Genomic DNA, 25,504 nt, shown 5'->3' with positions numbered 1-25,504 from the left:
AGCCGGTCGGCCCCGCACACCCACTCCCCCATCAGCACCCGTCGAAAGGTCGCCTGATGAACCGCACCGAACCCCTCGTCGAGCTGATTTTCGACCGGCTCGCCGCCGACCGCGTACCCGATGACACCGCCGACCTCGTCCTCGCCGCGCTCGGCGACGACGCTGACCTGGACGCGGCGCTCGCCGGCCGGCCGGCCACCCTCGCGCCGCATCGTCCGGCGACGGACGAGCCGCGGGAGCGGATCTGGCTCTCCTCGGTCACGGTTGCCGGCTTTCGGGGCGTCGGCCCGGAGCGCACCCTCGACATCGAGCCCGCCCCGGGGCTGACGGTGGTGGTCGGCCGCAACGGCTCCGGCAAGTCCAGCTTCGCCGAGGCCCTGGAACTGGCGCTCACCGGGGACAGCGCCCGCTGGGCGGACCGCAACAGCGTGTGGCGTACGGGATGGCGGAACCTGCACGCCGGCGACACCTGCCGGATCGCGGTCGAGCTGCGCGTCGACGGCGTCGCCACGCCCACCACCGTGACCCGCTCCTGGGCACCGGACGCGGAGCTGACCGCAGCGCAGGTGCGGGTGACCAGCGCCGGCGGCACCCACCACGGGCTCGACGAGCTCGGGCTGGACCGGCCACTGGCGCTGTACCGGCCGTTCCTCACCGCCGCCGAGCTGGGCCGGCTCACCGCCGGCACGCAGAGCCAGCTCTTCGACGCGCTGTCCGCGATCCTCGGCCTGGAGGCGATCACCGACGCCGACCGCCGGCTGATGAACGCCGCCCGGCCCGTCGAGGGCACAATCAAGGAGGTACGCGCCCGGCGGGCAGCCCTCGCCGCCGCGCTCGGCGAGCTGCCCGACGACCGGGCGACCCGGGCGGCGAAGCTGCTCACGGCCAGCAGGCCGGACCTGGACGCGGTGGCCGCGATCCTCGACGAGCCCGACGAACCGACCGCGGACGAGATGATGCTGCTGTGCCGTCGGCTCGTGGCGATGCGGCTGCCCGACGGCGACGAGGTGACCCGGCTCGCCGAGCAGCTGCGCACGACCGCCGCCGAGGCGCGCCGTCAGGACGGTGGGCGGTCCAGGGCGTCGCTGCGGACGGCCGAGCTGCTCCGGCTCGCCCTGGAACACCACGACGACCGGGGCGACGGCCCCTGCCCGGTCTGTGCCACCGGCACGCTCGACGGCGGCTGGCGGACCGGCGCGGCGGCATCGCTGGCCGAGCTGCGGGACCGGACGCTCGCCGCCCAAGCCGCCGCCGCGCGGTTGAACGCGGCCATGCAGCGGGCACACCATTTGATCGACGACCTGGCCGTCCCCGAGGGCATAGCCGACGACGTCCCGGTGGGCGGGCTGCACGAAGCGGCCGCGGCGCTGCGGTCGGCGCCCGGCAGCCCGGAGGAGCTCGCCGACCATCTGACCGCCCGCTACCCGGCGGTGCTCGAGGCGGCGGAGCACGCCCGGGCATACGCGACGGGTTTCCTCCGCCAGCGCGACACCGGCTGGCAGGCGGCGGCCGGTGAACTGCGGGCCTGGGTCGACGCCGCCTGGACGCTGCCGGAGCGCGAGCAGACCCTCGCGCGGATCAAGGCCGCCCGCGCGTGGCTGAAGGCGACCGGCGCGCAGCTGCGCAACCAGCGCCTCGCTCCGTTCGCCGCGCACTCGCAGCGGATCTGGGCGCAGCTGCGGCAGGAGAGCAACGTCGAACTCGGGGCGATGACCCTGGAGGGCACCAACACCCGCCGCCGGGTGGTGTTCCCGGTCAGCGTCGACGGCGCGGACAACGGGACCGCGCTGGGGGTGATGAGCCAGGGTGAGATGCACGCCCTGGGGCTGGCGACGTTCCTGCCGCGCGGCTGCGCGGCGGAGAGTCCGTTCCGGTTCATCGTGGTGGACGACCCGGTGCAGAGCATGGATCCGGCCAAGGTGGAGGGGCTGGCGCGGGTGCTCGCCGAGCTGGCCGAGCAGCGGCAGGTGGTGGTCTTCACCCACGACACCCGACTGCCCGACGCTCTGGCCCGCCTCGACCTGGGTCAGTCCCGGATCGTGGAGGTGACCCGCGCGGAGCGGTCAGTGGTGACCCTGCGGCCCGGCTCCGACCCGGTGACCCGCTACCTCGACGACGCGTACGCGCTGGCCCGCACCGAGGAGATCGCCGCCGAGGTGCGCGGGCCGGTGGTGGCGCAGCTGTGCCGGTCGGCGATCGAGGCGGCCTGCCACCGGATCGTGTGGCGGCGCCGAGTGGCGCGGGGTGTACCGCACGACACGATCGAGGCGGCCGTCGTGGCCGCGTCCCGCCGGCTGACCACCACGGTCGCGTTGGCGCTCTTCGACGACGCCGACCGGGGTGGCGAGGTGCTCGGGTACCTGAGCCGTCGGCACGGGTCGCGGGCGGTGGGCGCCTACAAGGCGTGCAAGGAGGGGGTGCACGGGGCGTACCTGTCTGACCTGCCCGCCCTGGTCGCGGACGCGCGCCACCTCGCGGAGGCGCTGCGGGTCCACGTGGCTGCCGTTCCCGCGCCGCGCAACGGTGCGGAGGTCCGGTCGTGACCGCGCCGACGCCCGGGCGCTGCCTGGCGGCGGCCGATCAGATGCTGCGCGGCGCCGGCGAACTCGGCGCGGCCGCGGTGACCGCCGGCTGGTGGCCACGGGCGTGCGCCTGCCTGATCCGGCTCGCCCTCGAGGGCGGCATCGACGCGTATTGGCGGCGGACCCGGCCGGTGGTGGCCGAGTGCCGGCAGGGCCGGGCGAAGCAGCTGATGCTGCGCGGCCGCCTCGGACCCGGCGCCGCCGTCGCCCGACGGATCGCCTTCACCTGGGCGGCCCTGTCGGCTGCCACCCACCACCACTGCTACGAACTGGCGCCGACCGCCGCCGAGCTGCGTCGCCTGCACACCGAGGTGAGCGCCCTGCTCACCCACCTCAACGGAAGAACGGACCCGCAACGATGACCTACCCGCAGCCCGGCCCCGACCTCACCCGCCCGCAGCCGGCACTCCCCGCCGTCCCGGGTCCGTACCCGCCGGTCTCTGCCGTGCCGGGGCCGTATTCGCCGGTGTCCGCGCCTTCCGGCGTTTATCCGCCGGGCCCGGTCATGGCCCACCAGGCCGGCTACCCGCAGGGTCCGCAGCGGGTCACCGTGCAACCGGCGCTGACGTCGGGCATGGCGACGACGTCGCTGGTGCTCGGGATCCTCGGCGTGCTCGGCGGCTGGTGCCTGTTCGGGCTGCCCTGCATCCTGGCCGTCATCCTCGGCCACCTCGCCATGCGGGAGACCCGGGACGGCACGCGGTCGGGGCACGGCATGGCGGTCGCCGGTCTCGTCCTCGGGTACGTCTTCGTCGGCCCGATGATCCTCTTCACCGTCATGGTCTTCTTCGGCAGCGTCCTGAGCGCGGCCACCCCGACGCCCTGAACCGGGCGGAACAGCTACGACATCGGCTGCCACCGCCGCCCGGCAACAGGCGCCCACGAAGCGCCGGAAAGACAGGAACCCATGTCTGCGCAGAATCCGCTCCACGCCGTACCCGACCCGTCCCTCGAGCTGACCCGTAGGGACGACGGCTTCGTCGTCACGGCCCGCTGGCGCACCCATGCCGGATCGTCCGCCATCACCGGACCGGACGAGGTCGTCATCCGCGTCGCCGACGACGCGGCGCCCGAGGTCCGGACCCGCGGCGTCACCTCGGCGGTCTTGCACCGCACGGGCAGGCAGGTCGACGACATGGTGGCCGAGTTCCACGACCTGCCGAACGTCGGCGCGTACCAGGTGATGGTGCGCCGCTACATCGAGGGACGCCTCGCCGAGCTGGCCCAGGCCCGGGGTGCGGCCGCGGACGGCTTCGAAGCCGACCTCCTCGAGGTCTTCGAAGACCTGGCCGGTCGCGGGCACCCCGACCCGCTCGGGGCACTCGCCACCGCGGCGGGCCAGTCGAGGCCGGCCCTCGATCATCTGCTCGACGTAGCCCGTCAGCGGAATGACCAGGAAGGACATATCGCATGAGCCACGCATAATGCCCTGATGACATCATCAGAGCAGCGCGTCCGAGCGTATTGGCCTCCTGCGGTCAGCGGCGGGGCGTATGGGCCGTCGTGGTCGGCGCGGAGCAGACACGGCCGCCACAGCTGCTCGCCGTTGCGGCTGCCGACCTGTTCGTTGTAAACGGGATCATCGCGCCTGGTTGAAAAACGTCCGCTGCCGCCTTGCAGTCCTGAGGGCGTCCACGATCCCGCCTGTCGACGTGTTACGCCAACTGCTCATAGCGGCATCGCAGTCTGCCGCCAACTACTCAGAGCACAGGCCAGGCTCCAAACAGGTCCCCGGCCGGGTTACCCCCTGCCACCCATCTCGCCGAGTCACGACACATCGGCGGCGTCACCCGCGCTCTACCGCCCATGCGACGGTGCTTGCGATGACGGCGACGGCCACGGCGACGGGTCCTGCGTCGAGGTGCCGGATGCCGCCGCCCATGCGGAGCCAACCATCCATGCTAGGGCGACTGCAAGGATCACGATAGCGCCCCGCACAGCCGCCCAGAACGCCTTCAACAGCTGCGGCACGAGCGCCTTCGCCTTTTTGTAGTCCGACCAGGCCCGGTGAGCGACCTGGTAGGCACGCCCAGCCAGAAACCCGATCGCAACACTGATAATGACTAGAACGGACGCCGTCGTCGTCATCCATTCACGTTTGCATGTTGCAATGCCGATGGTCACTGGGCCGAAACAGCAGCAGCGGTGACGGGTTACCGACACCTGCGCATCGAGCTGGCCCTCAGTCAGGACGCGCGACTCGCACGACCTCTTCCGCTAGATCCGCTCCGAATTACCGGCCCCGCGGGAGCGGGCCGGGCGAATCCTGAAACCGGAGCGTCCCCGCCGGAGGCGCAGCTCAAGTTCGGCCGAGCTATCTACTCGACCAATGTTGGCCGCTGCATCGAGCACGGATCGGGCACACACTCGCAGCTACGAGTTCCCAGTCGATCTGATGCCATCACCGTTCGGCGGTCCATCCAAGCGCTGCCAGGCGGGTGATCAATCGGTCGACATTCAGCGTCCGAAACATCCACAGCTCATCGCGATCAGCAACCTCGAACTCCAACCCGTTCTGGCATCGACGGATTGCGACCAGATTGTCGACGGTGATCACCAAAGTTCCGGCCCAGATCTCCCGCAGCGCGATGGAATCCTGGTCCGCCCGTAGCCTCGCCATCGGCCAGCCAGAGTCGGCGCGAACGCCGCCCCCGACCTTGGGGACGACCCGGATACCGCCACGCAACGAGAACCCGCCCGCACCCACCTTCGACCTCCGTGCCATCAAGACAGCGTCCCCGCTCAGTATCTGAGATGATCAGATTGAACCTCACGGTGAACGCTTCGCAAGTGAGTGCGTAGATAGCCGGTGGTTTGGCAACCGGCGACACGCTACGGTTCGCGGATGAGCATCCTGCCCGGCGCGACGAGAAAATCGTTCGCGGGTCGCGATCTTCGGCATCGCACCCTTGATCGGCACTCGTTCAAGTTGTGTGACTTCCGTGACGCCGACCTCCGGGGCGCCTCCCTCCGCGGTGTCAGCCTCGCCGGCTGCAATCTGCAGGATGCCGACCTGCGTGACACGGACCTGTCCTACGCGCGGTTCAGCTACGTCATGACGCACGATCCGGAGTACGGACTGCTATTCTGCCCCTCGTTGAGCATGCCAGCGCGGCCTTCCTGGCGGATCGGTGGACTCGACTTCGGAGGGGCCGAGCGGCCTTCCTGCCGCTGAGGCGGGCCACGTCCCGCCGGCTCTCGATCGCGCCGCTGCGCCGATCCCGTGAAAATCCACTGGGCGGCCCAGCACAGGCACGAGGCGCCCGGGTTGAGACCCGCGCACCAAGCCGGAGGAAGCACCGTGAATGACGAGGAGCTCGCCACCTCCTTGGCGGCACACCTGGGCCGGCTCACCTTCGTGGACCGGTCGACCGGCGAGGTCACCGCGCTCCTCGTCGACGCGGTCGCCGCGTGGGGCGAGGCCCAAGGCTTCCGGGTGTACCGGCGCGCCGCGAGCGTCGTCCCGCTGCCCGCCCCGTACCAGAACCGGCACTCGGTCGTGGACGTCGCCTGTGCCCGCCCCGCCGGTCGTCCCGTCGTGATCGAGGTGGACCGCACCGATCGTCGGCGCACGGTGGAGAAGCTGCTTGCCGAGGCTGACGCCGGCCGGGTCGCGCTCTGGGTGCGCTGGGGGCCGGGACCGTTCGCCGCACCGCCCGCGCCCATCCGCCTCGTCACCTGTGAGGTCACTGTGCGCCACCACCGGCATTCGCGAGCACCAGCCCGGCCAGCGCCGCACCACTCAGCGCCCGCCAGCACGGCCGTCGAGCCGGTCGAACTGCCGCTCACCCCAGATCGACCGGATGAGGCGGCGCGAGGTGATTCGTAACCGTCAGCTCCCGGCCGGAGAACTCGTGACCACCTCCGCCTCGGTGCTGAGCAATAGCGCGCGACATACGGCCACGAGTGGGCCGAGGTGGATCCCGGTTAGGGTCAGGCGGTAGCGGGAGGCGTCGCCCACATACCCAGGGAGTTTGCGGATGAGCACGAGTCCGTCATCGAAGCCCGCCCGTCATGCGGGGGTGGCGCCGGTTCCCCGGGCACGCACCACACCGCCGCTCGGCCTTGGCGGCAGGCGCGCCGCGACGTACGCGCACCGCGGGTCGTCCGGGATGGCACCGGAGAACACCGCGGCCGCCTTCGATCTCGCGATCGCCGAGGGCGCCGACTACATCGAGACCGACGTGCAGCTCAGCGCCGACGGGGAGCTGGTGATCATCCACGATGTGACCCTCGCCCGCACCACCGACGCCAGGCTGGCATTCTCCGACCGCGCACCCTGGAACGTGCACGACTTCACCCTCGCCGAGCTGAGGAAACTCGACGCCGGGGGCTGGTACGGCGCCGAATTCACCGGCCAGCACATCCTCACCTTGGACGAACTGCTCGACCTGCTCGGGGACCGGGTCGGCCTGAACCTTGAGTTGAAGTCGCCCGCGGTGAATCCCGGGCTGGCGGCAGCGGTCGTCGCGCGGCTGCGCACGCGTCGCGAGTGGCTCGAGGCGACCCCGCTGATCGTCGGGTCCTTCGACGAGCAGGCCGTCCGGGACTTCCACGCACAGCTGCCCGATGTCCCGGTCTCGCTGATCACCTACGACGTGCCGGCGGGCGGGAAACTGACGGACCTCGCCGGGTGGATCTTCTCGGTCAACCCGGACGTCCGCCGGCTGCGGCCCGAGGGCGCGGCCCGGGTCATCGAGGCAGGCCTGGCCCTCGTGCCGTGGACGGTCGACTCGCCGGAGCTCTGGCGGTGGGCCGTGGACCTCGGCGTCGACGGCATGATCACCAACTACCCGTACGCGCTGAAGGACATGTTGCACGGCGGCGACCGGGTGCCCGGCGCGGCGGGCGTGGTCATCGAGGACATCAGGTGCCACTCCCCCGGCGAGCACGTGGTGCTGCGCAACGTCTCCGACCAGCCGGTCGACGTCAGCGACTGGTACCTGCGTAACCAGGCGTCCGACCGGATCGTGGTGGGCGACGGCTACGTCATCCCACCGGGCGGGCTGCTGCGGGTGCACACCGGTCCGGGCGACGACGACGCGGCCACCTACCACAACGCGCGCACCGCCGCGGTCTGGAACAGCACGTACGGCGACTCCGCCGGGTTGCACCGCGCCGACGGCACCCTCGTCGACCTGTACGCGTACGTCATCTGAGCCGGCACGAGGAGGGGCCGGCTCCGATGGAGCCGGCCCCTCCTCGCGGTATGTCAGCTGACCGACTTGTTGTAACTGTCGATCGCGGCCTGCACGCTCGCCGCGGCGTCCTTCATGGCCTGGTCGGCCGGCTTGCTACCGACGATCGCCGCCTCCAGGCCGTCCTCGGACGCCTTGCGGGCCTGCGGCATCACGCCGAGCAGGCAGCCGGCCGACGCGACCGACGGCGGCAGCGCGTGCAGCTGGTCCACGGCGGTCTTGAACTGCGGGTACTGCGCCACCCAGTCCTTGTCGATCTGCTCGTCGAGCGCCTTGGCGTTGACCGGCACGTACCCGGTGCCGGTGTGCCACTTGGCCTGCTGCGCCGCGCTCACAGCGAACTTCACGAACTCCCAGGCGGCCCGCTTCTCCTTGTCGCTGTGCCCGACGCCGTCGATCCACAGCGAGGCGCCACCGATGATCGGTCCGCCCGTCGCCGAGCTGCTCGCTTTCGGGTACGGCGCGGTGAGCACGGTGAACTTGCCCTTGGCCGCCTCGACGTAGCCCCGCATGGCGCCGGTGGACTCCAGGTGCATCGCCACCGTGCCGGCCTTGAAGGCGGCCTGGGCGTCGTCGGTCTTGCGGCCGGTGTTCGTCGCGTAGCCGCCCTTCACCAGGTCCGTCCACCACTGCGCGACGCGCACGCCGGTCTCCTGGTCGAACTGCACCTTCGTGGCGAGGCCCTTGCGGCCGTTGCCGTTGTCGCAGTACTCCTTGCCGTCGGTGGCGATCAGCTGCTCCAGCAGCCAGCCGTAGATGGCGGCGCCGAAGCCGTACTGGACGGTCTTGCCGCTGGCGTCCTTGACGGTCAGCTTCTTCGCCATCTCCCCGATCTCGTCGAGGTTCTGCGGCGGCTTCGTCGGGTCGAGGCCGGCCTTTACGAAGGCTTCCTTGTTCAGGTACAGCAGCGGGGTGGAGGTGTTGAACGGCATCGACTGGAGCTTGCCGTCGATCGAGTAGTAGTTGGCGATGTTCGGTTCGATGTCGCCCGCGTTGAACTTGTCCTTGTCGATGAACTTGTACATCGGCACGGTCTGCTTGGAGTCGACCATGAACCGGGAGCCGATGTCGTAGATCTGCACCAGCGCCGGCGTGCTCTTCTGCTGCACCGAGGCCTTGTACTTGGCGATCGTCTCGTCGTAGTTGCCCTGGAAGACCGCCTTGACCTCGACCTTGCCGCCGCTCTGGGCGTTGAAGTCGGCGACCAGCTTGTCGATCGCCGCGGCGTTGGGGCCCTTCATCCCGTGCCAGAACTCGATGGTGGTCTTGTCGGTGGCCTTCTGGAGCACCTCCGCGCCGGGCGCCTCGAGCGCGTCCTTGCCGGAGTCGGTGCCGGACCCGGAACCACCGCACGCCGTCAGCGCGGCGGCGGCTACCAGGGCGACGAATGCGCTCATGCTCCGGCGGAGCCTAGGTTGTCTCACGGAATCTCCTCTTCACGAGTTAACGCAGCGCGCCGGCGGTGAGGCCGCGGACGATGTAGCGCTGACCGAAGAGCACGACGGCCAGCGTGGGAAGCAGGGACAGCGCGACGCCGGCGAGGACGAGGCCCGGTCGGGCCACCTCGGCGTCGTTGAGCTGGGAGATGCCGATCTGCAGCGTCTGGTACTCGGGGTCGCGGATCAGGATCAGCGGCCAGAAGTACTGGTTCCACGCCGAGAGGAAGACGTAGACCCCGACCGCCGCGATCGAGGGCTTGGACAGGGGCACGATGACCCGCCACAGCAGGCGCCAGTGACCGCACCCGTCGATCACCGCGGCGTCCCGCAACTCGGTCGGGAACTGCAGGAAGGCCTGACGCAGCAGGAACGTGCCGAACGCCGAGGCGAGGAAGGGCAGCACGAGACCGAGGTAGGTCAACCCACCTCGCGCCAGACCCCAACCGGAGATGGCCAGGTAGTTGGGGATGATGATCGCTTCCCACGGCACCATGAGGGTGGCGAGGAACAGACCGAACGTCGCGGCCTTCGCCGGCAGGCGAAGGAACGCGAAGGCGTACGCGGCCAGGATGCTCGTCACGATCTGGGCCACCGTGATGACCCCGGCCTGGATGGCCGAGTTGACGTAGAAGCGACCGAGCGGCACCGAGCGGAAGACGTCGCTGATGTTCTGCCAGTAGAGCTCGTGCGGCACCAGCGCGGGCGGGTAGGTCGCCAGGTCGCCGGGGCCCATCACGGCGCCGACGAAGCCGTAGTAGATGGGGAACAGGACCGGGATCGCGGCCAGGCCGAGCACGACGTAGACGGCGACCTGCCCGAAACTGAGCTTCTTCATCGATAGTGGACCCGCCGCTCGAGGACGCCGAACTGGATGGCCGTGCAGCCGAGCATGACGACCAGCAGCACGACGGCCTGGGCGCTGGCTGATCCGAAGTCGGAGGACCCGAAGGCGAACGCCTTCTCGTAGATCGAGTAGACCAGCGTCGTGGTGGCCTGGTCCGGGCCGCCCTTGGTCAGGATGTGGATCTGCCCGAAGCTCTGCAACGCGTGGATCGTGGACACCACGACGAGGAAGAACAGTTGCGGGGAGAGCAGCGGCACGGTGATCCGGGACGCCAGCCGCCAGCCGGTCGCGCCGTCCAGCCGGGCCGCCTCGACCACCTCGGGCGAGATCGCCGCGACGCCGGCGGAGAGCACCAGGACGTTGTAGCCGAGGTTCATCCACACCGTCGCGGCGGCTACGGCGGGCAGCGCGATCGACGGGTCGGTGAGCCAGTTGACCCGGTCGATGCCGAGGGATCCGAGCACGCCGTTCGCCACGCCGATCGCCGGGTTGTAGATGACGGCGAAGATGACCGATGCGGTGGCCACCGAGAACGCGAACGGCAGCGCGAACGCGGTGCGCAACACCCGTACGCCGCGGATGCGCGCCTCCAGCAGCAGCACCACGAAGAGCGCGCCCAGCACGGCCGGCACCACCGAGAACAGCGTGAACAGGCCCGTCGTGGTCAGCACCTTGCCGAACTCGGGCGACAGCATCTCCCGGTAGTGCTCCGCACCGACGTACACCGACGGGGCGCCGAAGAGGTCGTTGCCGTGCACGGACAGGTAGAGGGTGCGGCCCAGCGGCCAGAACACGAACAGTGCGAAGACCACGACCGACGGCAGCAGCAGCAGCCATCCGAGACCGGTTTCGGTGAAGCGCGCCGCCGCTCCTCGTCGGACGGTGGAGCGGGTGGACTCTGTGGTCGGCGCGCGGTTATCCGGTGGGGCGCTGACGGTAGGCGGGGGCGGCACGGCAGCACAGTATCGAAAGAAATCCTTCCGCGCAGGACCCGGAGCTGGAAGTTCCTTCCAGTAGTGGGCGGTGCTCGGATCGGATACCACTTTCCGCGCCCCGACGATCCAGTTCGCACGGGGGTCGAGGGCTCAGCTGGTGCCGGATCGTTCGGTGGGGGCCTCCGGGCGGGGCGCCGAGCCCGCCAGCGGAGTGGTGTCGAGGTACCGGACCTCGTAGACCCGCTCGGTGAACTTCCAACCATCCGGGGTGCGCTGGTAGCGGTCGTGGTAGATGGCGTAGTTCAGCCCCTGGCGGCCGTCGCGGGTGCGCACCAACTCCTGAATGTAGGCACGGCCGGTGGCGGTGTCGCCCTCGAGCTGGATGGTGCCGGGGTGGGTGGTCTGCACGAAGAAGTCCCACTGTGCCTGCAGCCGCTCACCGCCGGCGCGGATCTGTTCACGGCCGATCAGCTCGGCGGGGATGTTGGGCATGCGCAGCACGCCGTCCGGGGTGAACAGCGAGGCGAGGCGGGCGCGGTCACGCATCATCGCCGCGTCGGTGAATTCGCCGCGCAGCGCGTCGATCTCGACGCGGTCGGCGATGGCCTGGAAGTCGCTCATCGGTTTTTCCCTTGTCACATCGGGTGAGATGGGGGTGTTCCGCCAAGTGTCTGACGACGCAGCTCCCCGGACTGTGAGGCGACGGGCGCGCCTCACAGTTCGGTGCACTGTTTCGTCGGACCGGTGAGGATTGCGGCGAACGAGGGAGCCGACGGCGCGATGATCACCCGATCCGAGCCAGGACAGCTCCCTGGCCGAGGCGGAGGATGCGGTGCAGGAGACGTACGCCCGCTGGTACGCCATGTCCGAGCAACAACGGGACGCCATCGCATCCCCCGGTGGCTGGCTGACCACGGTGGCGAGCCGCATCTGCCTGGACCTGCTCGGCTCGGCACGGGTCCGACGGGAACGCTACGTGGGCGAATGGATCCCCGAGCCGCTGCCCGAGCCCGCCGAGCGGACGGACCGGGGGTGCCACGGCCGACCCGGCTGACCGGGTCACCCTGGACGAGTCGGTCAACATGGCCTTCCTCGTCGTGCTCGAGGCGATGACCCCGGCCGAGCGGGTGTCGTTCATCCTGCACGACGTCTTCCGCTTCGCCTTCCCGGAGGTGGCCGAGATCGTCGGCCGCACCCCGGCGGCGTGCCGCCAGCTGGCCTCCTCGGCCCGCCGGCGCATCCACGCCTCGCACGCCCCCGCGCTCCCGACGGCCCGGCAGGCCGCCGTCGTCCGAGACTTCAAGCGGGCCTGGGAAGCCGGGGACATCGGCGCGCTCATCGGCCTCCTTGACCCCGACGCCACGGCGACCGGCGACGGTGGCGGCCTCGTCAGCGCCGCGCCGCGCCCGGTCGAAGGCGGCGAGCAGATCGCGCGCTTCTTCGCCGGCCTCGCTGGCAGGACGACCGAGGTGACGATCCTGGAGCGTACGGTCAACGGTCAGCCCGGCCTGGTCGCTCAGCAGGATGGCGTCACCGTGGCGGTGTACGCGTTCCACGTCTCAGACAATCGGATCACGCGCATCTGGGCGATCCTCAACCCTGACAAGATCCGGCCCTGGACGACAGGCTGACGCGGCCGGCGTTCGTCACCAGGCCGTTCGGCGGTGCAAAAGGCGAGCGCCCGGCATAATGCCAGTTGGCCCAGGGGACGTGAAGGGATGGGCGATGAGGCTCGGTCTGCATTACTGGAACTTCTCCACGCCCGCCGACCCGTCCGAGATGGCCGGGACCCTGGCGGAGACCGCCCGGATCGCGGAGCAGGCCGGGGTGTCCGCGTTCACCGTCATGGACCACTACTTCCAGATGGAGTTCACCACGTCCGCCGAGGAGCCGATGCTCGAGGCCTACACGACCCTCGGCTACGTGGCGGCCAAGACCGAACGGATGACGCTCGGTGTCCTGGTCACCGGGGTGATGTACCGCTACCCGGGCCTGCTCGCCAAGATCGTCACCACGCTCGACGTGCTCTCCGGCGGGCGGGCGCGGCTCGGCATCGGCGCGTCGTGGTACGACCGTGAGCAGCGCGGCCTCGGCGTACCGGACGTCCCGGTCACGGAGCGTTTCGAACGGCTCGAGGAAGCGTTGCAGATCTGCCTGCAGATGTGGAGCGACAACAACGGCCGGTTCGACGGCAGGCACTACCAGCTGGCTGAGACGCTGAACGTGCCGGCGCCGATCAGCCGACCGCACCCCCCGATCATGATCGGCGGCGGCGGCGAGAAGAAGACCCTGCGGCTCGTGGCCCGCTATGCCGATGCCTGCAACCTGTTCGGCAACAGCCCGGCGGAGGTCGCGCACAAGCTCGACGTACTGCGGCAACACTGTGCCGCCGAGGGCCGGGACTACTCCAGCATCGAAAAGACGGTGGTGGTCAGGCGACCGCCCCTGCCCGATGTCGACGCGTTCGTGGCCGAGGTGGCCGAGTACGCCGCGCTCGGCGTGACCGAGGTTCAGACGACGCCCGACCGCCACCCGGTGGAGTTCGCGCAGGAGCTGGCCGAGCAGCGGGTCGCAGCGCGACTCGCCGAACTCGCGTGATCCAGATGATGCCATCGGCGGGTGAGGTGTCCTCGGGATCGTGAAGCGTAGAGAACTCCGAGATCACCTATGCGGCCTCACCCGCTCGTCCCCTGGCGGAAGCGGCTGCGCTGACAGCCCACGCCCGCTGGGGAGGTTCGTTACTGGCCCGTGGCTGGTCTGGCCGGCTCCTCTTCGGGGGCCGGTCGGAGACGATCCGGTTCCTTGTGCGGTGCGTCGAGGTGTACGCGGAGCGCCGCGGCGATCTCGCCCGCCGCGTGGAGCTGGTCCGGCGTGAGCGCGTCGACGAAGAGCTCGCGGATGGCGCGCAGGTGCGGGACGGTGGACCCGCGGAACGCCTCGGCCCCGGTCGGCGTGAGGTGGACCTCCGCTCCTCGGGGTTCGGTTGGGCACTCCTGGCGGTGGATGAGCCCGCGCCGCTCCATCCGGCCGAGGTGGTGGGAGAGCCGGCTGCGTTCCCAGCCGATGTGCGCCGCGAGCTCCGAGGAGCGCAGCTGCCGGTCGGGCGCCTCGCTGAGGGCGAGCAGGACGGCGTAGTCGCCCGGCGAGAGCGAGGACTCGGTCTGGAGTCGGGACGCGATCCGGGACCTGAGCGTCTCCGTCGTCTCGATGAAGTCCCGCCAGATCCGTAGCTCCTCCGCGGTCGGCAGTTGGCGCCCTCTCCGCCCCTGGGGTGTGGCCTTCGTCATCTTCACCTCCCGATTGACATGTCAATACGCAGGTTAGCATGTTTGACATGTCAATCGCCGAGGGCGACCCGCCGGTGCGGACCGCCCTCCTGGGAGCCCACGTGAGGAGGAGACGATGGCAGCGGAAGGCTTCGAACTGGGGCTCAACTCGTTCGGCGAGGTGGCCACTGACGGTGACCGGATCCTGAGCGACGCCGAGACCGTGCGGCTGCTCGTCGACGAGGCGCGGCTCGCGGAGTCGGTCGGGCTCGACGTGTTCCGTGCTGCTCGCGGCGATCGCGACGGCGACCGACCGGATCCGCCTCGGCACCTCGGTCACGGTGCTCAGCACGAACGATCCGGTACGGCTCTACCACGAGTTCGCGACCCTCGACGCGGTCTCGAACGGCCGCGCCCAGATTGTCCTCGGACGCGCATCGGCGACCGAGTCGTTCCCCCTGTTCGGTTACGACTTGGCGGACTACGAGCGGTTGTTCGAGGAGAAGCTCGACCTCTTCGTACGGCTCCAGCGGGACGAATCGGTCACCTGGTCGGGTACGGTACGGAGCCCTCTGGTCGCGCAGCGGCTGCATCCGAGGATGCGGGCCGGAGGCATCCCGACCTGGATCGGCGTCGGCGGGAGCCCGAACTCGGTGATCCGCGCCGCCCGCTACGGTCTCCCGCTCATGCTCGCGATCATCGGCGGACGCCCGCAGCGGTTCGCCGGCCACGTCGACCTCTACCTCCGGGCGCTCGACCAGGTCGGGCACCCCGTGCAGCCCATCGGGCAGCACTCGCTCGGCCTCGTCGCGGACACCGACGACGAGGCGGTGGAGACCTGGTGGCGGTACTGGCAGCCGGTCGTGGCGCGACTCGCCGAGGAACGCGGGTTCTACAAGCCGGACCGTCGACGCTACGAGGCCGAGATCGACCACGGGGCGCTGTTCGTCGGGTCACCCGAGACGGTCGCGCGGAAGATCGCCACGATGGCCCGGGACCTGCGGCTGAGCCGCTTCGACCTCAAGTACGACATCATGCACCTGCCCCGCGAGGCGCGCGCACGCACGATCGAGCTGCTGGGCAGCGAGGTCGCCCCGCGTGTCCGGGAGCTGTTGGCAAAGGAGACCACCCATGTCTGACCTCGAATTCGGCCTGGACACCTTCGGCGACGTGCCGGAGGACGACTCCGGCAGGCCCGTGTCCCATGCCGCGGCGATCCGGCAGGTCGTCGATGAGGCGGTGCTGGCGGACGACCTCGGCGTCGACGTCATCGCTCTCGGCGAGCACCACCGGCCGGAGTATTCGGTGTCGACGCCCGAGACCGTGCTGGCGGGGATTGCCACCCGCACCTCACGCATCCGGCTCGCCTCCGGCGTGACCGTGCTGAGCTCGGACGACCCGGTCCGGGTGTTCCAGCGCTTCGCGACGGTGGACGCGCTGTCGAACGGCCGGGCCGAAGTCATTCTCGGCCGCGGCTCGTTCACCGAGTCCTTTCCGCTGTTCGGCTACGACCTGAGCGACTACGACGTGCTGTTCGAGGAGAAGATCGAGCTGTTCGCGAAGCTGCTGGAGGAGAAGCCGGTCACCTGGAGCGGCAGCGTGCGTGCCCCGCTCGAGCACGCCGACGTCTTCCCGAAGACGGAATCGGGGCGTCTCACCACCTGGGTGGGCGTCGGCGGCTCCCCGCAGTCGGTCGTGCGTACCGCCCACTACGGTTTCCCGCTCATGCTCGCCATCATCGGCGGCGCCCCCGAGCGTTTCGCGCCCTACATCGACCTGTACCGGCGGGCGGCCGAGCAGTTCGGCACGACCGCGCACCCGGTGGGAATGCACTCGCCAGGATTCATCGCCGACACCGACGAGGAGGCGAAGGAACTGTTCTGGCCGCACTACCGCGTCATGCGGGACCGGATCGGGGCACTGCGGGGATGGGCACCGATCCGTCGCGCGGAGTTCGACGCCGAGGTGGCGCACGGTTCCCTCTACATAGGCTCTCCGGAGACCGTGGCCCGCCGCATGGCCGACGCGATCCGCAGCCTCGGCGTCGGCCGGTTCGACCTTATCTACACCGCCGGCGCGCAGCCGGTGAGCGCCCGGATGCGCGCCGTGGAACTGTACGGCACCCGGGTGATCCCCCTGGTCCGCGACATCCTGGCCAGTTGACCGTGCCCACGGACGCCCCCGTCCGCACCTGGAAGGAAGACATGAACGACAGCGCCCGGATCGGGCCACAGACCCTCGGCATCCTCGGTGCCGGCAAGGTGGGCACCGTGCTCGCTCGGCTCGCCCTCGCCGCCGGCTACCGGGTGCTCATCGCCGGTTCGGGTGACCCGGCGAGGATCGCCCTCACCGTCGAGGTGCTCACACCCGGAGCGGTCGCCACCACCGCGGCCGACGCCGCGGCCGGCGCCGACGTCGTCATCCTCGCCCTTCCGCTGGGCAAGTACCGGAGCATTCCCGCCGAGGCGTTGCGCGGCAAGCTCGTCGTCGACGCCATGAACTACTGGTGGGAGGTCGATGGCATCCGCGACGACCTCACCGACCCGCGCACCTCGTCGAGCGAGACCATCCAGGCATTCCTGCCCGGTTCCCGCGTCGTCAAGGCGTTCAACCACATGGGATACCACGATCTCGAGGACGAGGCGCAGCCGAACGGAGCGGCCGGCCGCAAGGCCATCGCGATCGCCGGCGACGACGCTGCCGATCTCGCCGCCATCGGGTCCCTTGTGGACCGGCTCGGCTTCGATCCGGTTGTCGCTGGTCCCCTCGCCGAGGGCGTACGGCTCGAACCGGGCAGCGAGTTGTTCGGCGCCAACGTGAACGCCGACGAGGTGCGCGCCATGCTCGGCCGCTTTCCGGCGTCGGAACGGGGGCGGACCGTCGCCCACGCGCGGGCCGGGAGGCCGGAGGCGGCGTGAATCCGTACGCCGACTGAACGGTTCCGGCAGGCGTGGTTCAGCTACCGCCGGACGACACGTCGCACTGGCGTCGGCTTGCCCTGCTCCCCCGTTTCCGCTCTCCGGCGACCCCCGGTTTTGTAGGTTGGCGGGGAGAGCCCGGTCCCAGTGCCTCCGCTCCCGGTGTGGCGTGCCAAAGGAGGCAGACGCGGTGAGGCCCAGTCCGCTCCCCCGGATCCTTCGCCGGCGCGGCGAGCCCGACTATCCGACGTTCCTGGAGCTCTTCTTCGACCTGGTCTACATCTTCATGCTCTCCAGACTCTCGGCGGGGCTGGCCGAGGACCTCACCGTCCGTGGCGCCGCCCAGACCGCCGTCCTGCTGATGGCCGCCTGGTGGGTCTGGGTACTGACCGCGTGGCTCACCGACCTGTTCAACCCGCGGTTACCGGTCATCCAGGCCACCGTCCTGGCGGTCATGTTCGAAACCCTGCTGATGGCGATCGCGGTGCCGTACGCCTTCGCCGAGTACGGCTGGCTGCTCGTCGCGGCGTACTTCGGCATCCATCTCGTCCGGGACGCGGTCCTCATCCCCGGTACCCGGGTGAACCGCCCGATCCAGGCCAGGAGCATCCGGGTCTTCTTCTGGTTCGGTGTCACGGCGGTGCCGTGGGTGGCCGGGGCGGTCGTGCACGGAACGGCCCGGCTGCTGCTCTGGTCGGTCGCGGTGGCGGTCGACCTCGGGTCGGCCCGGCTGGGCTGGCCGACGCCGAAACTAGGTCGCACCGAACTGGCCAGTCAGATCTTCACCGGCACCCACCTGTCCGAGCGGCATCGAGAAATCTTCATCATCTCGCTCGGCGAGCTGATCCTGAGCGCCGGCACGGGGCTGGCCGGCAGCGGCTTTCAGGCCGGCCGGGTGGCCGCGAGCGTCGTCGCGTTCGCCAGCGCTGTCGTGCTCTTCCAGCTCTACTTCCACCGGGTGCGGCAGCTCCTGGCACCGCCCGCCGTCATGTTGGTGGAGCGGGTTCGGCCCGGCACCTCCACCTCGTACAGCCACCTGGTGATGGTTGCCGGGGTGCTGGTGATCTCGACCAGCGTCGCGCTGGTCATCGAGCGGCCGTTCGGTGTGGCACCAGCCGCCTGGATCGTCGCCATCCTGGGCGGGCCGGCGCTGTTCCTGCTCGGGAGTTGCCTGTTCGACGCCGTGGTCACCGGACGGGTCCTCTGGTCCCGGGCGTCGGGGATCGTGGTGCTGTGCGCCATCGGACCCGCGATGGCGTTGCTTCCGCCGCTGGCCATCCTGGTCGTGGCGAATCTGGTGCTGCTGCTCATCCTGGTCTGGGAGGCGCTGCCGGCACACTCGCGGCTGGTCCGGGTCACCGTGCCGACCGGGTGAGGGTCACCCGAGCGCCGGTGGTGCCGGCGTGCGGGCGTGCCGGTGGGTGCTCATCAGGTTCGCCGCAGCGATCAGGGCGAGGATGCTCACGTCGAGCAGCGCGACCACGACCGGCGGCAGCAGGCCCGCGGCCGGCGCCACGCCGGCCAGCAGGACCAGCCCGACCAGCCGGGACCGGGAGATCCGACCGAAGACCGTGTAGTCCAGCACGCCACGGCCGACCAGGAACAACGCCGGTCCGCCGAGGATGACCGCGGCCCACGAGGGCGGCGTCTCCCCGAAGGGGCGCATCAGGACGAGGTGGCTCGTGACCGCCATGCCGCCGATGCCCGCCACCATGATCAGATGAGTGACCGCGGCGGACTGCGTGAGCAGCGTGGGGTTCGTCGATCGCGCGATGGCCTCGGTCAGCAGCTCGCCGGCCCGGTAGATGTAGATCCGCCAGGTCAGCACCACGATCGTGAACACCACCAGGAGCGCCCCGGCCCGATCCATCGTGTACTCGCTCAGGCTGAAGGTCGTCCCCATCACGAAGATGGACGCGCCGAGCGCGATGATGACGAACTGCCGGTACCGCTCGGCCACCCGCTCGCCGACCAGCCGCCACTCCTGCGGCTGCGACCGACCCAGCCGCGGCAGCGGCCAGCCGAGCGAGGCGGCGGCGTACTCCATTGCGACGGTCGCCGCCCAGAGCAGCAGGCGGGTGGGGCCGGTGGCCAGCCCACCGCCGATCCAGCCGATCGCGGCGATGGTGTACCAGACGAAAATCCGGCCGCTGCGGCGCGGCTCGGCCGCACTCTGCCCGAGCAGGAGGTAGTAGACGCTCGAACCGAGGTGGATGGCCAGGTAGGTGACCGCGAAGAGCAGGCCGCGCCCGTCGTACGCGTCGGGTGCCGCGGCCGCCAGCAGCACGCTGGCGGCCGCCACCCCGATGAACTGCACCTGGACCGCGGGCCGTGCCAGGTCAAGGGTGTCGGCGGCCCACGCGGTCAGCGCCCAGACCAGGGTGAACGCGAGCAGCAGGACCAACGTCTCGCCGAAGCCGGTCCAGCTCACGTCGGCGGCGAGCGTCTTGACCAGGGAGATCATCGCAAAGACGTACGCCAGGTCGAAGAAGAGTTCCAGGAACGCCGGGCGGCCGGGGTCCCGTCGGGCCGGAGCCGCTGCGTTGGCGCCGCCTTCCGTCACCATCGACGCCCTCCGGAGGCCCCGCGCCGTCCTCGCCTGAGGACACACTACGGGCACCGGCCCGACCGCGGGCTCGACATCGCGTCATACCGCGCGACCGGGCGACCTTTCGTTCCTGCCCAGGGCTTGCCCGCCGACCAGGCGAACGCGAGCTGTGTCGCAGCGGTCCGGGCCTGATGGACGCCGAGCGGGATCATGAGGTCGGCACGCCGCCGTGATGCTCGATCAGCTTCCCGAGCAACGCGACCAGGGTCTGCCGTTCGGTGGCCGACAGCGGGGCGAGCAGCTCGTCCTGCACGGTGTCGAGCGCGCGGTCCAGCCGTCGGAGCTGCTGGGTGCCCGCCCTGGTGATCGTGACGATGTTGCGCCGGCGGTCTGCCGGGTCGGCGCTGCGCTCCGCGAAGCCCTCTCCCTCCAGCTCGGTGACGGCCGCGACGACGTCGCTGCGGTCCATGCGGCAGCGCCGCCCCAGCTCCGCCTGGCTCGCGGGACCGAACTCCTCCAACGCGGCGAGCACGCGATAGTGGTAGCCCCGCGCGCCGGCGGCGGCGAACCCCTCGGCGACGAACCGCCGTGCATGTACGGCGGTTTGAGAGATCAACCAGCTCGCCCTTGTCCCGAGACGACTCGGTGTCGATTCCACGGGTGACCATGCTAACAGGACGTTGGCGCCACCAACGATTCGCAATATCGTTGGCGTCGCCAACGAATGGAGAATCGAGATGTCACACGTGACCGACCGCACCGAGATCGCCGAACTGGTCGCCACGCTCGCGTGGGTGCTGGACGAGCGTCGCTTCGACGACCTGCGGACCGTCTACGCCCCGGACGCCGAAACCAGGAGCCCGCGCGGCGTCCTGCGCGGTATCGACGAAATCGTCGATGTGGTGCGGCGCACCAGCCCGGAGGAGGTGTTGACCCAGCACTTCAACACCGACGTCGTGGTCGATCTCGACGGCGACCACGCCGAGGTCAGCGCCCACCAACTCGTGTACTTCTTCCACCAGGGCGAGGCGCCGCACCGTTCGGCCGGCCTCCGAACCCGATACACCGCCGTACGCACGCCGAGCGGCTGGCGCTTGGCGCAGGCTCAGATCTCCCCGCTCTGGCAACGCGCCGCGTGATCGCCGCGAACTGAGCGCCGGCCGTTGACAGCGGCGGGCAATCCCTACGGCACCTCGCATGTGGTCGGCGATGGGGCACCCGGTGACGTGGTCCTGGAAGCGGCCCGTTACCAGGCCCGGCGCGTCGTCGACACCGCGGCGGCACTCAAGGCCGGCCGCGCCGACTGACCCAGCCCAGCACATCGCGGCGGCGGCCCCGGCAGGTGTCGGCCGGGGCCGCCGCCGCGGCACCTCGCATCAGCTCCGGCAGCCGCGCCCAGCGGCGAGGTCACTCGGAGAAAGGTTTTGATCATCCGCGATCGGGCGGGTCGGCGAGCGAGGTCACGAGCGCCGCCGCCAGCGCACCCCGCTCCAGCAGGCCGGAGACGGTGGCGTGCTCGTCGCGGGCGTGTGCGCCGGACCCGACGGCACCAACGCCGTCCAGCACGGGCAGTCCCAGAGCCGCGGCGAAGTTGCCGTCGCTGGCGCCGCCGACCGCGATCTCCCGCAGCTCGAAACCGAGCTGGCGGGCCAGCCCCTGGGCGCGGGTGAACAGGTCGGCGATGGCGGGCGTGCGCGCCATGACGGGCCGGTTCCATCCGCCGTCGACGCGCGCCCGGACCAACGGGTTGCTCGGCCGCCACTCGCGCAGCTCCCGCTCCACCCTGTCCGCTTCCTCGGTGGTGGCGACCCGTACGTCGATGCCGGCGTGTGCCGAGCCGGCGGTGACGTTTCGGCGGGTGCCGCCGTCGACGACGCCGACGTTGACGGTCGTGCCGGCCTGCAGGTCGGTCAGCGCGGTGGCGTGCAGGACGAACTCGGCGAGGGCGGTGATGGCGCTGGCGCCCGCGGTGGGGTCGAGCCCGGCGTGGGCCTCGACGCCGGTGAGGGTGAGGTCGAACAGCCCGACTCCCTTGCGGGCGGTCTTGACCGCGCCAGCCGCGCTGGCCTCGAAGACGAGGACGGCGGCGGCGCCCTGGCAGGCTTCCTCGATGACGGGACGCGAGGCGGGGCTGCCCAGTTCCTCGTCGCCGTTGAGGATCAGGCGCACCGGAGGACGGGGCAGCCCCAGCGCGTCGAGGGCGCGCAGCGCCCACACCGCCTGGACGAGACCGGCCTTCATGTCGAAGACCCCCGGCCCGCGGATGATGTCGCCGGTGACGGTGAACGGGATGTCCTCGATGGTGCCCAGCGGCCAGACGGTGTCGTAGTGGGCCAGCACGGCGACCGGTGCGGCGGCGGCCGCCTGCTGCGTTCCGGCGTAGTCGAGCACGAGCGTGTCCCCGTGGTCCCCGCCGGGCTCGGTGCGGGCGACGGCTGCGGGGCCCAGCCGCTGCTGCACCCAGGCGCTGACCCAGTCCCGGCCGCGGGCCAGGGCTTCGAGATCGTCGCTGGGCGTTTCCAGCCGGACGTACGCGGCCAGGTCCGCGAGCATGTCGTCGCGATGTGCGCGCAGGAAGTCGTCGAGCGGACGCGGGTCGAGCTGCTTGGCGGCGGCCACGCTCATCGGGCTGCCGCCCACTCGACCATGCGGTCCAGGGTGGTCAACCGGTCCGCGCTCATGGTCGACGGGTCGGCCTCGACCTCGGCGAGCTGGCCGAGCATCGCACGCAGCAGCGGCACGTCGATGTGGTGGCGCTCCGCCGCCGCCAGCACCGGCCCGTACTGCGTGGGAACCTCGGTGGCCCGACGCCGTACGGCGATGTCCCGCCAGATGCCGCTGCGGGTCTTGGTCTGGGTGCGCAGCCACGCGACGAGCGGGTCCGTGGCCGCGTCGGCGTCCGCCGGGCTCGCGTCGCCGGTGTAGGCGGCGGGCTGGAACGCGTCGAAGGGCTCCAGCGTGATGCCTTCCGCGGCCGCGACCGCGAACACCTCACGGGCGAGGGTGTGCGCCGCCGGACGATGCCGGTCGAGCAACTCCCCCATCGCGTCGTCGGCCAGGGCGGTCGCGGTGAGCATCGCGCCGAAGCCGAGCTTGGACCAGAGGAATCCGGCCACGTTGTCGCTCGCCACGGCGGGGCCCCAGGCCCGCAGATCCTGGGCCAGGGTGCGTACCCGGTCGGTGACCGGGCCGGTCAGCTCCCCGATCGCCATGGCGCCGGCGCCGCCGTCGGTGATGACTCCGGGCGCGGTGACGTCGGCGAAGAGATCGACGAAGGCCGCGATGGTGCGGTCGGCGCCGACGTGGCCGGCGATCACCGACTCGTTGAGCCCGTTCTGCAGGCTGACCACGAACCCGTCGTCGGCGAGATGCTTCGCGATCCAGGCGGCGGCCCCGTCGGTGCCGTGCGCCTTGACGGCCAGCAGCACCCGCCCGAGCGGGGCGGTGACCTGGTCGGGCGTCAGCGCGGCGGCCACCGGCTGCGCCTGCCTGACTCCGGCGCGCTCCAGGACGATCCCGTCCTCGGCGATCGCGGCGACGTGGGCCGGGTCGGCGTCCACCACGGTCACCTCGTGCCCGGCCCGGGCGAGGTGCCAGGCCACGGTGCCGCCGATCGCCCCGGCGCCGACGATGGTGTAGCTGCGGGCAGTCACAGGGTTGCTCCTTGCGTGGGGTGCGGATCGGGGGCCTGCACGTCGCTCAGCGCCGGCCAGTGCGGTGGCAGGGTGGTGGTGCCGGCGGACGCGCCGCCGTCGACCCGGAGGACGGTGCCGGTGACCCACTCGGCGGCCGGCGACACCAGCCAGGCGACGGCGGCGGCGATGTCGTCGGGGCGTCCGCGCCGGCCCAGCGGGTTCACCGACACCGCCGCGGCGTACTCCTCGGTGACCGGGTTGGCCGCGCTGTCGACGGTGACGAACCCCGGGCTGACCGCGTTGACCCGGATGCCGGCGGCGCCCAGCTCGACGGCGGCGGCCCTGGTCAGCATCTCCAGGGCCGCCTTGGAGGTGCTGTAGTGGGCGGCGCCGGGGCGGGCCCGCAGCGCGGCACCGGAGCTGATGTTCACCACGCTGCCGCCACGCCCGGCCGCGATGGCCAGCTCGGCGAAGGCGCGGGTGGTGAGCATCGGCGCGCGGACGTTGACCGCCTGGACCCGGTCCCACACCGGGGCGTCGAGGTCGAGGAAGCTACGAGCCGGGTAGATGCCGGCGGCGTTGACCACGGCGTCCAGCGGTCCGCCGCGCGCCCAGGCTTCCTTGACCACCCGGGTCGGCGCTGCCGGATCGGCCAGGTCGGCGACGTGGGCGTCGGTGTCGGCGTCCAGCGCGGCCAGCGTGGCGCGCAGTTCGGGCTCGCGGAGGTCGACGCCGCTGACCTGCCAGCCGTCGTTGGCGAACCACGCGGCGACTGCCGCGCCGATTCCGCTGGCCGCTCCGGTGACCAGGACGTGCCTGCTCATCCGATCTCCTTGCCCTTGGTCTCCGGCATGGTGGCGTAGACGACGATCCCGACGACGGCGGCCGCGGCGGCGTACAGCCACACCTTGTCGCGGTGGCCGTGGGTGGCCAGCCACGTGGTGACGTAGGGGGCGGTGCCGCCGAAGATCGCCACGGCGAGGGCGTAGGGCAGGCCGATGCCGGTGGTGCGGACGTCGGCGGGGAACTGCTCGGCCATCACCACGGCGCAGTTGGCGGAGTAGCCGACCAGGAAGAAGACCCCGGCGAGTTCGACGAGGAACAGCGACCAGAAGCCACCGCCGATGATCTGGAACGCCGGCCAGGCCAGCACGAGGAAGCCGATGGCGAAGAAGAGCAGGGTGGGCTTGCGGCCGAACCGGTCGGAGAGCTTGCCGCCGAAGGGCAGCAGCACCAGGAAGATCGCGATGGCCAGGGTGTTGGCGAGGAACGCGGTGGTCAGCGGGACGCCCTCGGCGGTGTGGGCGTAGCCGGGCATGTAGCTGACCCACATGTAGTACAGCAGGGTGCCGGCGATGGTGATCCCGACGACCCGCAGCGCGGCGCGCGGGTGCTTGACCAGCATCTCCTTCACCGGCTGGGGCTTGGCCTGCCCCACCCGCCGCTGCGCGAGTTCGGTGAACGCGTCGGTCTCCTCGACCGAGACCCGCAGCCACAGCCCGACCAGGCCGAGCAGGCCGCCGACGGCGAACGCGACCCGCCAACCCCAGGTGGCCAGGGCGTCGTCGCTGAGGGTACGGGTCAGCAGCGTGCCCAGCAGCGAGGCGATCAGCGCGCCGGCGCCCACCGACACCTGCTGCCAGGACCCGACGAAGCCCCGGCGCCGGGGCGACGCGGACTCGATGAGGAAGGCGGAGGAGGTGCCGAACTCGCCACCGGCGGAAAAGCCCTGCACCAGACGGGCGAGCACCAGGACGACCGGGGCGAGAATGCCGATCGCCGAGTACGGCGGGCAGATCGCGATGACCAGGGCGGCGACGGCCATCATCGAGATGGTCAACGTCATGCCGGCCTTGCGGCCGCGCCGGTCGGCGTAGCTGCCCAGCAGGGCGCCACCGATGGGGCGCATCAGGAAGCCGACGGCGAACACGGCCAGGGTGGCCAGCAGGGCGGCGTTCGGGTTCCCCTTCGGGAAGAACTGGGCGGAGAAGATCGGTGCGAACGAGGCGTACAGGGCCCAGTCGACCCATTCGACGGTGTTGCCGATCGAACCGGCGATCACGGCGCGGCGCTGCTTGTCGGTGAGGGGCGCGCCTGGTGCGTGGGTCGGTGCGGTCGTGGTGGTCGCGGACACGGCGA

General features: G+C 70.9%; 27 protein-coding genes. 15 read left to right on the top strand and 12 right to left on the bottom strand.

Translation table 11 applies throughout. The features are described 5' to 3' along the window. Nucleotides 1-56 precede the first annotated feature (56 nt). The 4 genes from Q2K19_RS25475 (at nt 57) to Q2K19_RS25460 (ending at nt 3,996) form a co-directional block, all read left to right on the top strand. A complete protein-coding gene (locus Q2K19_RS25475; protein WP_302764407.1) occupies nt 57-2,543 on the top strand; it encodes an AAA family ATPase in 2,487 nt (828 codons plus the stop codon). Further along, nucleotides 2,540-2,944, top strand: a complete 405-nt coding sequence (locus Q2K19_RS25470) for a hypothetical protein (RefSeq protein ID WP_302764406.1) — start codon at nt 2,540-2,542, stop codon at nt 2,942-2,944. The genes Q2K19_RS25475 and Q2K19_RS25470 overlap by 4 nt, the downstream gene beginning before the upstream one ends. Nucleotides 2,945-3,087: 143 nt before the next feature. After that, nucleotides 3,088-3,408, top strand: coding sequence for a DUF4190 domain-containing protein (locus Q2K19_RS25465; RefSeq protein ID WP_302764405.1), 321 nt, complete (start codon nt 3,088-3,090; stop codon nt 3,406-3,408). An 81-nt stretch (nt 3,409-3,489) separates the two neighbouring features. Further along, entirely contained in the window at nt 3,490-3,996 is a 507-nt protein-coding gene (locus Q2K19_RS25460) for a hypothetical protein (RefSeq protein WP_302764404.1), read from the top strand. Between the two features lie 987 nt (nt 3,997-4,983). Here the strand turns inward: Q2K19_RS25460 and Q2K19_RS25455 are convergent. Beyond that, nucleotides 4,984-5,289 carry a hypothetical protein gene (locus Q2K19_RS25455; RefSeq protein ID WP_302764402.1) on the bottom strand — a complete coding sequence of 102 codons (306 nt, stop codon included), beginning with the start codon at nt 5,287-5,289 and terminating at the stop codon, nt 4,984-4,986. A gap of 138 nt (nt 5,290-5,427) precedes the next feature. Between Q2K19_RS25455 and Q2K19_RS25450 the strand changes: the two genes are divergently transcribed. The 3 genes from Q2K19_RS25450 to Q2K19_RS25440 all read left to right on the top strand — a co-directional run bounded on the left by Q2K19_RS25450 (nt 5,428) and on the right by Q2K19_RS25440 (nt 7,741). Beyond that, the gene (locus Q2K19_RS25450) at nt 5,428-5,757 is read left to right on the top strand and encodes a pentapeptide repeat-containing protein (RefSeq protein ID WP_302764399.1); all 330 of its coding nucleotides are present in this window, start codon (nt 5,428-5,430) and stop codon (nt 5,755-5,757) included. Between the two features lie 126 nt (nt 5,758-5,883). Next, nucleotides 5,884-6,411 (top strand): hypothetical protein, encoded by a 528-nt coding sequence (locus tag Q2K19_RS25445; protein ID WP_302764397.1) that lies wholly within the window; start codon nt 5,884-5,886, stop codon nt 6,409-6,411. A 283-nt stretch (nt 6,412-6,694) separates the two neighbouring features. After that, on the top strand, nt 6,695-7,741 hold the full coding sequence (locus Q2K19_RS25440; protein WP_302764395.1) for a glycerophosphodiester phosphodiesterase family protein: 1,047 nt from the start codon (nt 6,695-6,697) through the stop codon (nt 7,739-7,741). Nucleotides 7,742-7,794: 53 nt separating this feature from the next. Here the strand turns inward: Q2K19_RS25440 and Q2K19_RS25435 are convergent, their stop codons facing one another. The 4 genes from Q2K19_RS25435 to Q2K19_RS25420 all read right to left on the bottom strand — a co-directional run bounded on the left by Q2K19_RS25435 (nt 7,795) and on the right by Q2K19_RS25420 (nt 11,619). Then, nucleotides 7,795-9,177: an ABC transporter substrate-binding protein gene (locus Q2K19_RS25435; protein WP_302764393.1), complete on the bottom strand. Its 1,383-nt coding sequence runs from the start codon at nt 9,175-9,177 to the stop codon at nt 7,795-7,797. A gap of 46 nt (nt 9,178-9,223) precedes the next feature. After that, entirely contained in the window at nt 9,224-10,054 is an 831-nt protein-coding gene (locus Q2K19_RS25430; RefSeq protein WP_302764391.1) for a carbohydrate ABC transporter permease, read from the bottom strand. Beyond that, nucleotides 10,051-11,016 carry a carbohydrate ABC transporter permease gene (locus Q2K19_RS25425; RefSeq protein WP_302764389.1) on the bottom strand — a complete coding sequence of 322 codons (966 nt, stop codon included), beginning with the start codon at nt 11,014-11,016 and terminating at the stop codon, nt 10,051-10,053. Before Q2K19_RS25425 ends, Q2K19_RS25430 begins: the two co-directional genes overlap by 4 nt. 132 nt (nt 11,017-11,148) lie before the next feature. Beyond that, nucleotides 11,149-11,619, bottom strand: a complete 471-nt coding sequence (locus Q2K19_RS25420) for a nuclear transport factor 2 family protein (RefSeq protein ID WP_302764387.1) — start codon at nt 11,617-11,619, stop codon at nt 11,149-11,151. A 211-nt stretch (nt 11,620-11,830) separates the two neighbouring features. Between Q2K19_RS25420 and Q2K19_RS25415 the strand changes: the two genes are divergently transcribed. From Q2K19_RS25415 to Q2K19_RS25405, 3 genes are all read left to right on the top strand, one after another. Further along, on the top strand, nt 11,831-12,052 hold the full coding sequence (locus Q2K19_RS25415; protein WP_302764386.1) for a sigma-70 family RNA polymerase sigma factor family protein: 222 nt from the start codon (nt 11,831-11,833) through the stop codon (nt 12,050-12,052). Nucleotides 12,053-12,080: 28 nt separating this feature from the next. Next, nucleotides 12,081-12,629, top strand: coding sequence for a nuclear transport factor 2 family protein (locus Q2K19_RS25410; protein ID WP_302764384.1), 549 nt, complete (start codon nt 12,081-12,083; stop codon nt 12,627-12,629). A gap of 94 nt (nt 12,630-12,723) precedes the next feature. After that, a complete protein-coding gene (locus Q2K19_RS25405) occupies nt 12,724-13,596 on the top strand; it encodes an LLM class F420-dependent oxidoreductase (protein WP_302764382.1) in 873 nt (290 codons plus the stop codon). A 140-nt stretch (nt 13,597-13,736) separates the two neighbouring features. Here the strand turns inward: Q2K19_RS25405 and Q2K19_RS25400 are convergent, their stop codons facing one another. After that, nucleotides 13,737-14,285 carry a MarR family winged helix-turn-helix transcriptional regulator gene (locus Q2K19_RS25400; protein ID WP_302764380.1) on the bottom strand — a complete coding sequence of 183 codons (549 nt, stop codon included), beginning with the start codon at nt 14,283-14,285 and terminating at the stop codon, nt 13,737-13,739. Nucleotides 14,286-14,545: 260 nt separating this feature from the next. Here Q2K19_RS25400 and Q2K19_RS25395 point away from each other — a divergent pair, with 260 nt between their 5' ends. From Q2K19_RS25395 to Q2K19_RS25380, 4 genes are all read left to right on the top strand, one after another. Continuing rightward, nucleotides 14,546-15,403, top strand: coding sequence for an LLM class flavin-dependent oxidoreductase (locus tag Q2K19_RS25395; protein WP_302764379.1), 858 nt, complete (start codon nt 14,546-14,548; stop codon nt 15,401-15,403). Next, on the top strand, nt 15,396-16,427 hold the full coding sequence (locus Q2K19_RS25390; protein ID WP_302764377.1) for an LLM class flavin-dependent oxidoreductase: 1,032 nt from the start codon (nt 15,396-15,398) through the stop codon (nt 16,425-16,427). Before Q2K19_RS25395 ends, Q2K19_RS25390 begins: the two co-directional genes overlap by 8 nt. 2 nt (nt 16,428-16,429) lie before the next feature. Beyond that, a complete protein-coding gene (locus Q2K19_RS25385) occupies nt 16,430-17,182 on the top strand; it encodes an NADPH-dependent F420 reductase (protein WP_302772742.1) in 753 nt (250 codons plus the stop codon). A 190-nt stretch (nt 17,183-17,372) separates the two neighbouring features. Continuing rightward, on the top strand, nt 17,373-18,557 hold the full coding sequence (locus tag Q2K19_RS25380; RefSeq protein WP_302764375.1) for a low temperature requirement protein A: 1,185 nt from the start codon (nt 17,373-17,375) through the stop codon (nt 18,555-18,557). Nucleotides 18,558-18,560: 3 nt separating this feature from the next. Here Q2K19_RS25380 and Q2K19_RS25375 read toward each other — a convergent pair whose 3' ends face one another. After that, on the bottom strand, nt 18,561-19,748 hold the full coding sequence (locus Q2K19_RS25375) for a low temperature requirement protein A (protein WP_302764374.1): 1,188 nt from the start codon (nt 19,746-19,748) through the stop codon (nt 18,561-18,563). 190 nt (nt 19,749-19,938) lie between these two features. Beyond that, the gene (locus Q2K19_RS25370; RefSeq protein ID WP_302764372.1) at nt 19,939-20,346 is read right to left on the bottom strand and encodes a MarR family winged helix-turn-helix transcriptional regulator; all 408 of its coding nucleotides are present in this window, start codon (nt 20,344-20,346) and stop codon (nt 19,939-19,941) included. A 121-nt stretch (nt 20,347-20,467) separates the two neighbouring features. Here Q2K19_RS25370 and Q2K19_RS25365 point away from each other — a divergent pair, with 121 nt between their 5' ends. Further along, nucleotides 20,468-20,869 (top strand): nuclear transport factor 2 family protein, encoded by a 402-nt coding sequence (locus tag Q2K19_RS25365; RefSeq protein ID WP_302764370.1) that lies wholly within the window; start codon nt 20,468-20,470, stop codon nt 20,867-20,869. A gap of 289 nt (nt 20,870-21,158) precedes the next feature. Here Q2K19_RS25365 and Q2K19_RS25360 read toward each other — a convergent pair whose 3' ends face one another. From Q2K19_RS25360 to Q2K19_RS25345, 4 genes are read right to left on the bottom strand one after another with little or no spacing between them, the layout of a single operon-like run. Continuing rightward, nucleotides 21,159-22,355: a M20 family metallopeptidase gene (locus Q2K19_RS25360; protein WP_302764368.1), complete on the bottom strand. Its 1,197-nt coding sequence runs from the start codon at nt 22,353-22,355 to the stop codon at nt 21,159-21,161. Continuing rightward, nucleotides 22,352-23,383, bottom strand: a complete 1,032-nt coding sequence (locus Q2K19_RS25355; RefSeq protein WP_302764366.1) for a ketopantoate reductase family protein — start codon at nt 23,381-23,383, stop codon at nt 22,352-22,354. The genes Q2K19_RS25360 and Q2K19_RS25355 overlap by 4 nt, the downstream gene beginning before the upstream one ends. Next, nucleotides 23,380-24,189 carry an SDR family NAD(P)-dependent oxidoreductase gene (locus tag Q2K19_RS25350; RefSeq protein ID WP_302764365.1) on the bottom strand — a complete coding sequence of 270 codons (810 nt, stop codon included), beginning with the start codon at nt 24,187-24,189 and terminating at the stop codon, nt 23,380-23,382. The genes Q2K19_RS25355 and Q2K19_RS25350 overlap by 4 nt, the downstream gene beginning before the upstream one ends. After that, entirely contained in the window at nt 24,186-25,499 is a 1,314-nt protein-coding gene (locus Q2K19_RS25345; RefSeq protein ID WP_302764363.1) for an MFS transporter, read from the bottom strand. The genes Q2K19_RS25350 and Q2K19_RS25345 overlap by 4 nt, the downstream gene beginning before the upstream one ends. Nucleotides 25,500-25,504: the final 5 nt, after the last annotated feature.

The organism is Micromonospora sp. NBRC 110009 (assembly GCF_030518795.1).
GTDB lineage: Bacteria > Actinomycetota > Actinomycetes > Mycobacteriales > Micromonosporaceae > Micromonospora.
This window is presented reverse-complemented; position numbering and strand designations above follow the sequence as displayed.